At 71.7% G+C, this 12,616-nt stretch carries 9 protein-coding genes and 1 tRNA gene; 4 read left to right on the top strand and 6 right to left on the bottom strand.

Features of this window, described 5'->3' with window-relative positions; all coding sequences use genetic code 11:
- Positions 1-16: 16 nt before the first annotated feature.
- The 5 genes from GTZ93_RS18495 to GTZ93_RS18475 form a co-directional block, all read right to left on the bottom strand.
- Entirely contained in the window at positions 17-850 is an 834-nt protein-coding gene (locus tag GTZ93_RS18495; RefSeq protein WP_167548175.1) for a carboxypeptidase regulatory-like domain-containing protein, read from the bottom strand.
- A gap of 91 nt (positions 851-941) precedes the next feature.
- Positions 942-1,811: an ABC transporter permease gene (locus GTZ93_RS18490; RefSeq protein WP_161662903.1), complete on the bottom strand. Its 870-nt coding sequence runs from the start codon at positions 1,809-1,811 to the stop codon at positions 942-944.
- Complete coding sequence (locus GTZ93_RS18485; RefSeq protein ID WP_139923679.1) at positions 1,808-2,797, bottom strand: ABC transporter ATP-binding protein; 990 nt, start codon at positions 2,795-2,797, stop codon at positions 1,808-1,810. The genes GTZ93_RS18490 and GTZ93_RS18485 overlap by 4 nt, the downstream gene beginning before the upstream one ends.
- A gap of 39 nt (positions 2,798-2,836) precedes the next feature.
- Positions 2,837-3,721: a heme o synthase gene (gene cyoE / locus GTZ93_RS18480; RefSeq protein ID WP_139923681.1), complete on the bottom strand. Its 885-nt coding sequence runs from the start codon at positions 3,719-3,721 to the stop codon at positions 2,837-2,839.
- A gap of 213 nt (positions 3,722-3,934) precedes the next feature.
- A complete protein-coding gene (locus tag GTZ93_RS18475; RefSeq protein WP_161662902.1) occupies positions 3,935-6,286 on the bottom strand; it encodes a tetratricopeptide repeat protein in 2,352 nt (783 codons plus the stop codon).
- A gap of 202 nt (positions 6,287-6,488) precedes the next feature.
- Between GTZ93_RS18475 and GTZ93_RS18470 the strand changes: the two genes are divergently transcribed.
- The 4 genes from GTZ93_RS18470 (at position 6,489) to GTZ93_RS18455 (ending at position 12,031) form a co-directional block, all read left to right on the top strand.
- A tRNA-Ala gene (locus tag GTZ93_RS18470) sits at positions 6,489-6,561 on the top strand.
- A gap of 98 nt (positions 6,562-6,659) precedes the next feature.
- Entirely contained in the window at positions 6,660-7,274 is a 615-nt protein-coding gene (locus tag GTZ93_RS18465) for a DUF2760 domain-containing protein (RefSeq protein ID WP_161662901.1), read from the top strand.
- Between the two features lie 88 nt (positions 7,275-7,362).
- Complete coding sequence (locus GTZ93_RS18460; RefSeq protein WP_139923013.1) at positions 7,363-9,225, top strand: Hsp70 family protein; 1,863 nt, start codon at positions 7,363-7,365, stop codon at positions 9,223-9,225.
- A gap of 25 nt (positions 9,226-9,250) precedes the next feature.
- The gene (locus GTZ93_RS18455; protein ID WP_139923015.1) at positions 9,251-12,031 is read left to right on the top strand and encodes an Hsp70 family protein; all 2,781 of its coding nucleotides are present in this window, start codon (positions 9,251-9,253) and stop codon (positions 12,029-12,031) included.
- A gap of 150 nt (positions 12,032-12,181) precedes the next feature.
- Here GTZ93_RS18455 and GTZ93_RS18450 read toward each other — a convergent pair whose 3' ends face one another.
- Positions 12,182-12,604 (bottom strand): hypothetical protein, encoded by a 423-nt coding sequence (locus GTZ93_RS18450; RefSeq protein WP_139923017.1) that lies wholly within the window; start codon positions 12,602-12,604, stop codon positions 12,182-12,184.
- Between the last annotated feature and the right edge of the window lie 12 nt (positions 12,605-12,616).

Here is a 12,616-nt window from a genome sequence, read left to right as displayed (position 1 = left end):
CCTGTCCCCTTGCGGACTACTGCTTCGCCTGCGCGTCCGTCGCGGCGAAGGAGAACGTCGCCTCCGCGGGCGCGCCATCCTTCACGGTGACTTCCGCCGTCTTCGTGCCCAGCGTCTCGTGCCACGCCTCCAGCGTGTACGTGCCCGCGGGCAGGCCCGTCAGCGTGAAGGAACCGTCCGCGCCGGTGGTGGCGAAGTACGGGTTGGGGTTGCTCACCACGTAGGCCGTCATCCACGGGTGCACGTCGCACTTGAGGCGCAGCACCTCCGCGTCCGTGGGCATCGGCTTCTGCACCGGCGCGCCGGAGGGCGGCTGCGCCACGTTGAACAGGGGCTTGGTGCCCACCACGCCGCGCACGTTGTGCAGCGTGCCGTCGCTGTTCTTGAACACCACCTGCTGGCCCGCCACCGCACCCTGCACGCGCGGCACGTAGGTGCACTTCGACTGGTCCACCTCCACCGGCGTGGACGGCGCCGCGGGCGCACCCGCGACCGGCCCCTTCACGCGCACGAGCACGTTCTGGAGCTTGCCGTCCTTCACCAGCACGGACTGCTCCTTCTCCGGCCGTCCGTCACACGCGGGGTCGACGCTGGGCGCCAGTTCCGCCATCACCGGCGGCGTGCCGGTGAACGACACCGTGCCCTTCACCACGCCGTTGCCCGCGGGCGCCGCCGGGGCCGCCGCCTCGCCCGCACCCGCTCCCGCCGTGGGAGCCGGAGGTACGGCCTGCTGCGTGGGGGCCGCCGGACGCTCGGCGGGGGGCGTGGGCGCCTCCTCCTTCTTGCACGCGGGCAGGGCCAGCAGCCCCGCGACACCGACCATCGACAAGCCAAGCAGACGCAGCTTCATGAGGCGGTCTCCTCTGGAGGATATTTCGTGATGCGGTGCCCGCCGTCGTAGTGGAAGGCACCGGGCAAGTCCATCGACACACGGCGCACGGCTACTCGCGGCGGCTCACGCTGAACGCGGCCAGCCCCACGAACACCGCCGCGAACGCCAGCAGCGCGGGCACCTCCCACCCCACCGTCGCCCCACCCTGCGAGCCCACCGCCAGCGACGCCTGCGCCCCGTACAGCGCGCGGCGCACGCCCTCCACGGAGAAACGCATCGGGTTGAGCGTCATCACCCACGACAGCACCGGCCCCGCGCCCTTCACCGGGAACATGGCCCCGGAGAGCACCCACATGGGCAGCATCACCAGGCTCATCACCGCGTGGTAGCCCGCGCTCGACTTCACCCACCACGCGAGCGCCATGCCCATGCCGGTGAGCGCCAGCGCGGACAGCACCATCACCGCCGCGAGCAACGGGTAGTCCACCGCCTTCACGTCCACGCCCGCCAGCGGCGCGAAGAGCAGGAACAGCGACGCCTGCATCAGCGCGATGGTGGACGACCCCAGCGCCTTGCCCAGCACCACCGCCAGCCGCGAGCCCGGCCCCGCCAGCACCGCCTGGAGGAAGCCCTCCTTGCGGTCCTCGATGACGGTGATGGTGGCGAAGATGGCGCTGAAGAGCACCACCATGGTGACGACGCCCGGGAAGAAGAACTGCTGGTAGCCCAGCCCCTGCGCGCCCTCCACGCGGAACGAGCCCGCGAAGCCGGAGCCGATGACGAACCAGAACAGGATGGGCTGCGCCAGCGCGCCCACCACCCGGCTGGGCTGCCGGAAGAAGCGCACCACGTCGCGCGAGAGCAGCACCCACACGGTGGCCCACTGCAAGGCCAGCGTCCCCGGCTCCCGGCGGTGGACCGGGGCGGCGGGAGCGTCCAGTGAGGGGGACGGAACAGGCACGGGGATGTCGGCGCTCATCGGCGTTTCCTCGGCGCGGGCGTGGGCGAGGGAGCATCCGCCCCCAGGGCCTTCCCGGTGAGCTGGAGGAACACGTCCGCCAGCGTGGGCCGGCGCAGCGACACGGAGGCGAACCGCCCCGGAGGGAAGGCCTCCACCAGCCGCGGCACCAGCGCGTGTCCCTGCGAAGCCTCCACCTGCACCCGCCCCTCCACCACCGTCGCCGCAAGCCCCAGCCGCTCCGTCACCTGCGCGGCCAGCGCCTCCGGCTCCGGGCCCTCCAGCGTGAGGATGTCCCCGCCCATGCGCGAGGCGAGCGCCCAGGGCGTGTCGCACGCCACCAGCTTCCCGGCGTCCAGCACCGCCAGCCGGTCGCACCCTTCCGCTTCATCCGCGCGGTGCGTGGTGAGCAGCACCGTGACGCCCTGCGCGTCGCGCAGCCGCTTGAGGTGCGTCCAGAAGGTGCGGAAGGCCGCCTCGTCCAGGCCCTGCGTGGGCTCATCCATCAGCACCACGCGCGGCTGGTGGACCAGCGCCCGCGCCAGCTCCAGCCGCCGGCGCATGCCGCCCGACCAGGTGCCCACCTTCTCATCGCTCCGGTCCTGCAGGCCGATGAGCGACAGCATCGTCTCCACGCGCGCCTTCGCGTCCGCGCCCGTGAGGCCGTACAGCCGCGCGCCCAGCAGCAGGTTCTCCCGGGCGGTGAGCAGGTCATCCAGGCTGCTCTTCTGGAAGATGATGCCCATCTGGCGCCGCAGCGCCGGGTCGCTCAGGGACAGCACCTTGCCGGCGAAGTGCACCTGCCCCGCGTCCGGCGAGAGCAGGCCCGCGAGCAGCTGGAAGGTGGTGGACTTGCCGGCGCCGTTGGGCCCCAGGAGACCCAGGATTTCGCCCGGCTGCACGGACAGCGACAGCCCGTCCACGGCGGTGCGCTCGCCGAAGCGGCGCGTGAGCCCCTCGATGCGCAGCAGCGGCGGGGGCGGGGTTGGAACGGAGGTGTCAGGCATGCGAAAGGCGGCCTCGCACCCGGACGCAGCGAGGGGGTGCTAGCCGCGGGGGATGCGGTCCAGCGCCATCACGGCGAACAGGCCGGTGAGATACACGAGCGAATACAGGAACGTCTGGCGCGCCCAGGGCTTTCCCAGGTGCTTGAAGAAGCCCCACGCCCCCAGGCCCAGGAAGCCCAGCCCCAGCAGCACCGCCGCGGCCAGGTACCACGTGCCCGCGATGTGCAACTGGAACGGCAACAGCGTCATGGGCACCAGCGCCACCAGGTAGAGCACCACCTGCGCGCGGCTAGACTCGTCCCCTCGCTCCAGCGGAACGGACTTGAGGCCCGCGGCGGCGTACTCGTCCTTGCGGAACAGCGCGATGGCGATGAAGTGCGGCATCTGCCAGAGGAACATGATGGCGAACAGCGCGAAGCCGCCCGCGTCCACCCGGTCCGTCACCGCCGTCCAGCCCATGAGCGGAGGCAGCGCGCCGGGAATCGCACCCACCAGCATCGCCGCGGACGTGCGGGCCTTGAGCGGCGTGTACGCCAGCACGTAGCTGAGCAGCGCGACGAGCCCCAGCACGCCGGTGAGCAGGTTGGCGCCCAGCACCAGCGCGGGCAGCGACACCGCCGCCAGCGACAGGCCGAACCACAGCGCCGTGTTGGGGTCCATGCGCCCGGCGGGCAGCGGCCGGTTGCGCGTGCGCGCCATGAACTGGTCGCTGTGACGCTCCCAGTAGCAGTTGAACGCGTTCGCCGCGCCCACCGTGCCCGCCGTCGCCAGCAGCGTCACCAGCGTCCGCACCGGCGTGAAGTGCCCCGGAGCCATGAACATGCCGCCCGCCGCGGTGATGAGCACCAGCGACGACAGCCTCGGCTTGGTGAGGGAAATCAGGTCGGACGCGGTGGACGACTGGGACAGGGCACGCGCGCTCAAGCGGACTCCAGCAGGTAGTCCCTGGACCGCGGTCGCTCCCGGCTACCGGTCAAGGGGGTGTGGGGTGGACCCTCCCATACCGTCACCCGGGAGGGGTGGCAAGGCTGGGGCTCCCCGCCACATCAGCCTGCCTTGTCGCCCCCCGTCAAAAACGAAACGCCGCGAAGCCCGGGAAGGGGCCTCGCGGCGTGGGGGGACAGCGGGAGGCGGGGGTCAGTTCCCCGCGAGCCGCTGCGCGTCGGCGAGGTACTCGCCCTTGGGCTCGCGCCGCACGTACTCGGCCGCCAGCGTCTTGACCTTGCCCGACTGCTTGGCGTCCTTGGAGAGCAGCTGCGCGTAGAAGTAGTAGACCGCCGAGTAGTTCTCGTCGGCCTGCAGCGCGCGCTGGTAGGTCTCGTCCGCCTTCGCGGCGTCGCCCTTGCCCTGGTAGACGCGGCCCAGCTCCGTGAGCGCGTTGGCGACGCGGTCCGGCTGGCCGAAGAACTCCTGGCTGGCCTTCTCCAGCTGCTCCTTCGCCTTGTCCCACTCCGAGCGCTCCCGGTAGATGGCGCCCATGGCGAGCCGGGCCTCCGGGTTCTTCGCCTTGGGGTCCTTCACCGCGCGCTGGTACTGCGCGAGCGCGTCCTCCAGCTTGTTCTGGCGGCGGTAGGCGTTGCCCAGCATCACCACCAGCTTGGGGCTGTCGCCCATCGTCTTGAGCGCGGTGACGAGCGCCTCGGAGGCCTCCTTCTCACCGCCCGGCTTGCCCATGAGGGCCTTGGCCAGCTCGACGTGGAACTGAGCACGGCTGCCGTCCGCGCGGATGGCCTTGCGGATCTCCTCCGCGGCCGCGTCGAAGTTGCCCTCCGCCAGCAGGCGGCGGCCCTTGATGAGGTTCAGCTCCGGGTTCTGCTTGTCGAGCGCGAAGCCGGTCTCCTCCGCCTTCGTGACCTCCTGCTTCGCCTTGGCGGGCTCCGCCGGCACGCCCGTGGCCTCGGTCAGCAGCTGCTGCTGGTCCGGCTTGAGCGTGGGCATGGCCAGCGCCACGCGGGCGATGAGCAGCGAGCGCGCGAGCTGCGCGGTGGCGAGCTGACGCGGGCTGGGCGGGGGCTCCGCCTCCAGCAGCTTCTTGATGTCCCGGCTGGCCACCGCGTAGTTCGGCGCGTCCTGCTCCAGCATCAGGAGCGAGCGGCCCAGCAGCGACTCCGGGTGGTCCTTCTCGTAGCGCAGGGCGAAGTCGTAGTTCTTCCAGGCGGTGTTGTCCTGGCCCAGCCGGCGGTACACCGCGCCCAGGCCCGCGTAGACGCGCGGATCATCCGGAGCCAGCGCCTGCGCGCGCTCCAGGCTGTCGCGCGCGCGCTCCAGGTCACCCGCGTTCATCTGGATGAGGCCCAGCGTGAGGTACAGGAGCGAGGACGCCTTGTTCTGGTCGTTGAGCTCCTTGACCTGCGTCTCCAGCGAGGCCAGCGCGCCCTTGCCGTCACCGCTGTACGTCTTGATCAGCGCCTGAGCGGCGATGAGGTGGCTGGACAGCTCCTTGCCCTTCTGGGCCGCCGCCAGGTGCTCCTCCGCCTGCCGGCGCGCGTCGTCGCCGCCGCCGTGCTCACCCCAGCGGATGGCGTACGCGTACGCCAGATAACCGTGGGCCGCGGTGGAGTCGGCGTCCACCTCCAGGGCCAGGTCCGCCGCCTCGCACGCCTTCTTGTAGCTGGCGAACGAGTCGTGCTTGAGCTGCTCGGTGGCGACGTCCAGGTTCTTCTTGAGCTCGCGGCTGCGCTTCTTGGCCTGCGCCGAGTAGAAGCCGTATCCACCCGCGAACAGCGGGATGAGGATGAGCAGGACCATCGACAGCATCTTGCTGCCGTTGCTCTTGGGCGGGCTCTTGCGGCGCGACGAGGGCTCGTCCTCGTCGTCCTCGACCTCTTCCACCACCACCTGCGGACGGCGCTGGGTGGGGCGCGAGGCGGAATCCGACGGGCGCGCCGTGCGGGCCGCCTGCTGGGACGGGGCGTTGATGCGGCCCACGGACGTGGTGGCGGGCGCTTCAGCGGCGGCGGGCGGGGCCGTCACGGGGACGGTCGCCGCGGCGGGCGCTTCAGCGGCGGCCGGGGGCGGCGCGGCCACGGGCGCGAGCACCGGGGTGGGCGCCGCGGGGCGGGGGATCTCCACCTTGTACTGCTGGAGGAGCGTGACGGTCTCCGGATCGCCGGGGTCCGCCTGGTAGGCCTTGAGCAGGTTGCCGCGGCCGGTGTCGGCCTCGCCGCCCTTGATCTGCAGCACGCCCGCCATGCGCAGGGCGGCCTTGTCCTCCGGCTGCACCTGGAGGGCGCCCATCACTTCCTCAAGCGCCTTCTTGTCTTTGTTCTGCGCCGCGTAGACGCGGGCCAGGAGGATGCGGGGATCGGCCGCGGTCGGGTGCGCCTTGACGCCCTTCTTGCAGACGACCATCGCTTCCATGAAGCGACCCAGGTCGAGGTACGCCTCCGCCAGGGGCTTATACGCATCCGACGAGGGGTCGGAAGCGAACGAATGCTCAAGCTTCGCGAGCTCGGTGGGGCTCAACGTCTTCGATGGGGAGGTGGACATGAACCAGAAGGTGCCCGGAATGGCCGGGAAGGATGCGGTACTGGAAGGGGGTTTTTATGGCATCCACAGTGCGGCACGTCAATCGCAGGGTTGGTGCCGAAAACGAGCTGCTTGACAGCAAGGTGAGGCTCCGGTACTAGCCCACTCACTTCACGGGACCCAACGCCCGCGAGGCGCAGCAGGCAGCCAGCAGTCCCCATGTGGGGGTGTAGCTCAGTTGGGAGAGCGTCGCGTTCGCAATGCGAAGGTCGTCGGTTCGATCCCGTCCACCTCCACTCTGAAAAACAAAGGGCCTCACGGGAAACCGTGAGGCCCTTTGCATTTCAGGCCGTTGGCGAATTGCAAAGGCTTCCGGCTTTGTTATCCGGGGCCGATGACCGACCCGTCCGCCTCCCTGTCGTTCTTCGCCCGCTTCTGGCTCGCCTGGCTGTGCTTCTGGCGCTGCCTCGTGTCCCGCGAATTCGCGCAGGCCGTGCTGCCGACCAGCCGCGCCTATGACGCCGGCCAGCTCAAGGAGCTCCCGTCCGGAGACACGCAGGCCCCACCGCCGGTGAAGACGCCCATCGTCCAGGCCCCCGTCGCCCCGGCGCCCCTGCCCCCCGAGCGCGAGCACGCCAGCGCCCTGTCGCTCCTGGCCATGCTCCAGCGCGAGGGCCGCTTCCTGGACTTCGTGCAGGAGAACGTCGCGGCCTTCCCGGACGCGGACGTCGGCGCGGCGGCCCGCATCGTCCACGAGGGCTGCCGCAAGGTGGTGCACCAGTACCTGACGCTCCAGCCGGTGCTGCCGCAGGGCGAGGGCGACAAGGTGACGGTGCCGCCGGGCTTCGACGCGCAGCGCATCCGGCTCACCGGCAACGTCGCCGGTGAACCTCCTTATGGCGGCACGCTCCGGCACCACGGCTGGGTGACCACGGAGGTGAAGTTCCCGACGGTCAGCCCCGCCATGGAGCCGCGCGTGCTGGCGCCGGCGGAAGTCGAGCTGGCCTGATGCCCGCCTGAGGAGCAGGCGGCGCATCCTCCGAAGTCCCCTTCCCTTCGAGGAACCACAAGGCCCCTTCCCGGGGTTCCTGACCGATATGGCCCGATACGCAATCGGCATCGACCTGGGCACCACGCACTCCGCGGTGTCCTACTTCAACCTCGAGGACGGCAAGCCGCGCGGCCCTTCGCAGTCCATGCTGCCCGTGCCGCAGGTGACGGCGCCCGGCACCGTGGAAGCGCGCCCGCTGCTTCCCTCCTTCCTCTACCTCCCCAGCGCTCAGGAGTTCCCGGAGGGCAGCCTCGCGCTGCCGTGGAGCCCGGAGCCGGGCGTCATCGTGGGTGACTTCGCCCGCTCACACGGGGCGAAGGTGCCCACGCGGCTGGTGTCATCCGCGAAGAGCTGGCTGTCGCATCCGGGCGTGGACCGGCGCTCGGCGCTGTTGCCCTGGCAGGCGCCGCCGGAGGTGCAGCGCGTGTCGCCGCTGGATGCGTCCGCGCGCTACCTGCGCCACCTGAAGGAGGCGTGGGACCAGACCTTCGCCCGCGCGCAGGAGGAGTCCGACAACGCGCTGTCGAAGCAGGAGGTCATCGTCACCGTCCCGGCATCCTTCGACGCGGCGGCGCGCGACCTGACGCTGGAGGCCGCGAAGGCGGCGGGCCTCGAGCACATCACCCTGCTCGAGGAGCCCCAGGCCGCGCTGTACGCGTGGCTGGAGGCGATGGGGGAGAACTTCCGCAGGCAGGTGCAGCCCGGGGAAGTCATCCTCGTGGTGGACGTGGGCGGCGGCACTTCCGACTTCTCCGTCATCACCGTGAAGGACCGCGAGGGCGACCTGGAGCTGCTGCGCGTGGCGGTGGGCGACCACATCCTCCTGGGCGGCGACAACATGGACCTTGCCCTGGCGCACACGCTCAACCAGCGGATGGCGGCGGACGGGCGCAAGCTGGACGCGTGGCAGTTCAACGGCCTCACCTACGGGTGCCGGCAGGCGAAGGAGACGCTGTACGCGGACGCTTCCGTGGACAAGGTGCCCATCGCGATTCCGGGCCGGGGCTCGTCGCTCATCGGCGGCACGCTGCGCACGGAGCTGACGCGCGAGGAGCTGGACCGCGTCCTCACGGACGGCTTCTTCCCGGTGACGGAGGTGGCGGACCTTCCGCGCACCGCGCGCCGCACGGGCCTGGCGCAGATGGCGCTGCCGTACGCGCAGGATCCGGCGGTGACGAAGCACCTGGCGGCCTTCCTCACCCGGCAGGCGCAGGCGCTGGCGGCCAGCTCGGACTCTCCGGTGGACGTGGCGGGCAAGGGCTTCCTGCACCCCACCGCGGTGCTCTTCAACGGCGGCGTCTTCAAGGCCGGACCGCTGAAGGACCGCGTGATGGAGGTCCTCAACCAGTGGCTCGCCGCGGAAGGGGCGCCCCCGGCGAAGGAGCTGGAGGGAGCGGACCTGGACCTCGCGGTGGCCCGCGGCGCGGCGTACTACGGCTGGGTGCGTCAGGGGCACGGCCTGCGCATCCGCGGCGGCACGGCGCGCGCCTACTACGTGGGCGTGGAGACGGCGATGCCGGCGGTGCCGGGCATGGAGCCGCCGGTGAAGGCGCTGTGCGTGGCGCCCTTCGGGATGGAGGAAGGGACGCAGGCGGACGTGCCTCCGCAGGAGTTCGGACTCGTCACCGGCGAGCCCACCAGCTTCCGCTTCTTCGCGTCGTCCGTGCGGCGCGATGACCGCGTGGGCGAGATGGTGGAGGACGTGGAGTCGGAGCTGGCGTCCGGGGGGCTGGAGGAGGTGGCGCCCCTCGAGACGTCGCTGCCCGGACAGCCCACGCCCTTTGGCGACCTGACGCCGGTGAACCTCCAGGCGGCGGTGACGGAGGTGGGCACGCTGGAGCTGCGGTGCCTGGAGAAGAACGGATCCGGGCGCTGGAAGCTGGAGCTCAACGTGCGCATGAAGGAGTAGAAGGGGCCCCGCACACCGGAGGCGTATGCGAATCGTCGGCATCGACCTGGGCACCACCCATTGCGCGGTGGCATCCGTGGATCCAGGCAAAGGCTCGGGGGCGCCCGTCGAGGACTTCCCCCTGCCCCAGCTCGTCCGCCAGGGCGAGGTGGCCCCCCGCGCCCTCCTGCCGTCCACCGTCTACGTCCCCGCCGGCCACGAGCTGGCCCCGGAAATGCTGCGCCTGCCCTGGGGTGACGACGGCGGCCCATATGTCGTGGGCGAGCTGGCCCGCTGGCAGGGTGCGCGCGTGCCCGGCCGGCTCGTGTCGTCCGCGAAGAGCTGGCTGTGCCACCCGGGCGTGGACCGCTCCGCGCCCATCCTTCCGTGGGGCGCGCCCGCGGACGTGCAGAAGCTGTCCCCGGTGGACGCGTCCGCCCTGCTGCTCACGCACATGGCCCGGGCGTGGGACTTCGCGCACCCGGACGAGCCCCTGGCGAAGCAGGAGGTGGTCATCACCGTCCCCGCTTCGTTCGACGAGGCGGCGCGCGCCCTCACGGTGAGCGCGGCGCGCAAGGCGGGGCTGGAGAAGTTCACGCTGCTGGAGGAGCCGCAGGCGGCCTTCTACGACTACACCGCGCGCCACCGTTCGGACCTGGAGCAGACGCTGTCCCAGGTGCGGCTGGTGCTGGTGGTGGACGTGGGCGGCGGCACCACGGACTTCACGCTGGTGCACGCGGGCGTGTCGCCGGAAGGGCCCATGCTGCGGCGGCTGGCGGTGGGCGACCACCTGATGCTGGGCGGCGACAACATGGACGCGGCGCTCGCCCGGCGCATGGAGGAGAAGCTCACCCAGAACGGCCGGCGCCTGTCCGCGACGCAGTGGACGCAGGCCATCCAGGCCGCGCGCACCGCGAAGGAGGAGCTGCTGGGGCGCACCCCGCCGGAGAAGTACGGCGTGTCGCTCATCGGCGAGGGCAGCCGGCTGCTGGGCGGCACGCTGTCCACGGAGCTGGGCCGCGACGAGGCGCACGCGCTGGTGCTGGACGGCTTCTTCCCCATGTCCTCACCTGTGGACCGGCCCCGGCGCGCGGCGCGCATGGCGCTCCAGGAGCTGGGCCTGCCGTACGTGCAGGACCCGGCCGTCACTCGGCACCTGGCGGCCTTCCTCGCGCAGCACGCGGCGGCGGGCTTCGCGGCGCTGGGCGAGACGCCGTCGCACGAAGGCGCCCTGCCCCGCCCGGACGCCATCCTGCTCAACGGCGGAGTCTTCAATTCGCCGCAGATTTCGGCGCGGCTGGTGGACGCGCTGTCCGCGTGGTGGCCGCAGGCGCCGCGCATCCCGCTGCTCAAGCACGAGTCGCTGGAGCTCGCGGTGGCGCGGGGCGCGGCGTACTACGGGCTGGTGCGGCGCGGTCACGGCCTGCGCATCGGCGGTGGCGCGGCGCGCGCGTACTACGTGGGTCTGCAGCGCGGCCCGGACAGCGCGGAGCAGCCCACGCTGTGCCTGATTCCTCGCGGCTTCGAGGAGGGCCAGAAGGTGGACCTGGGCGAGCGCCCCTTCACGCTCACCCTGGGCCGTCCGGTGCAGTTCGCGCTCTACAGCACGACAAGCGACCGCATCGACAAGCCGGGGGACCTGGTGCCGCTGGCGGAGGACCTGAAGCCGCTGCCGCCCATCCACACGCTGCTCAAGGGCGCGTCCGGCAAGGTCAGCGACGTGCCGGTGCACCTGCAGGCCGCGCTCACGGAGATTGGCACGCTGGAGCTGTTCTGCGTGTCGGACGTCGCGGACGAGCGCTGGCGCCTGGAGTTCGAGCTGCGCGGCACCGGCGGCTCACACGAGCTGACCGTCACCGAGTCCATGCCCGCGCGCTTCGCCGAGGCGAAGGACAACGTGGAGCGCGTCTACGGCAACAAGCCGCTGCCCCTGGGCCCCAAGGACGTGAAGCAGCTGTCGCGCACGCTGGAGAAGGTGCTGGGCCCTCGCGAGACGTGGCGCGTGCCCGTGCTGCGCGAGCTGTGGAGCACGCTCTACGCGGGCGCGAGCAAGCGCCGCCGCACGGATGACCACGAGCGCGTCTTCTACAGCCTCACCGGCTTCAGCCTGCGCCCCGGCTTCGGCTACCCGCTGGACAGCTGGCGCGCGGAGCAGACCTTCACCCTCTTCGACGCGCTGGTGCAGCACCACACGGACAAGTCGGTGTGGACGGAGTTCTGGGTGATGTGGCGCCGCATCGCCGGAGGCCTCTCCGAAGCGCAGCAGCAGAAGCTGTACGGCTACCTCCAGCCGCACCTGGCCCGGCGCGTGCCGCCGGACGCGCCCACGCAAGGCGGCAAGGTGAAGGGCATCCAACCGGAAGGGTTGGACGAGATGATCCGCACCGCCGCCTCGCTGGAGCACCTGTCGCCGGGCGACAAGGCGGAGGTGGGCCGGTGGATCGCCGCGCGGCTGAAGGCCGAGTCCCGCTCCGGCGGCCCGTGGGCGTGGGCCCTGGGCCGGCTGGGCGCGCGCGTGCCGCTGTACGGCAGCAGCCACAAGGTCGTGGACGTGGAGACGGCGGAGGCGTGGCTGGAGCTGCTCCTGTCCCTGGATCTGCGCAAGGTGGATGGCGCGCCCTTCGCCGCCGCCCAGCTCGCGCGCCTCACCGGCGACCGCACGCGCGATCTGGATCCGGAGCTGCGCGAGCGCACGGCCCAGGCGCTGGTGGCCGCGAAGGCCTCCGACACCTGGGTGCGGATGGTGCGCGAGGTGGTGGCCCTGGAGGCGGCGGACGAAGCCCGGGCGCTCGGCGATACGCTGCCGGCGGGCCTGCGGCTGTCCTGAAGCAGGAGGCGGGCCGGCCGGGCGGATCATCGCCCGGCGGGAAGAGACCCGCCTGGGTGCTCGAAGCGAGCGGAGGCTCCGGGCGGATCCGTCACATGCGGGGCGCGAACAGTGCGCGCCCCAGCAGGGCGGATCATCCCGGGCGGTGAATCAGACCAGGGTGGTGGGCGTCGCGTCGGCCGCCGGGGCGTCGACGAGCGTCGGAGCCACGGGCGCGGCGTCGAGCGGCACGGCGGCGACGACCTGGAGCACGGGCTCCGCGGCGGCGACGGCGGGCACCTGGACGGTGGCGGCCTGGGACTCGTCCTTCTTCGGCTTCTTCGTGCCCGCGCCCGAGCGGCAGCCCCGGCACCACGGCTGGTTGCGGATGGCGCCGTCCGCCATCTTCCGCAGCCCGAACTGCGCCAGCGGCTTGAGCGTCTTGCACTTCAGACACATCAGCGAGATCAACACCTCGTGGCCGTCGGCGTCGTAGACGGAGGACTTGCGCCGCTTGCGCGGCTGGCCCGGCTCGCGTGCCTCTTTCTTCTCGGGCACGGCGGGGACCATCATCGGGGTCACTTTGTAGAGCATCTCTTCTGTCCC

The sequence above is a fragment of the Corallococcus exiguus genome (assembly GCF_009909105.1).
In the GTDB taxonomy this organism is placed as follows: domain Bacteria; phylum Myxococcota; class Myxococcia; order Myxococcales; family Myxococcaceae; genus Corallococcus; species Corallococcus exiguus.
The sequence above is the reverse complement of the archived record's forward strand: the minus strand, read 5'-3'. Positions and strand labels throughout refer to the sequence as shown.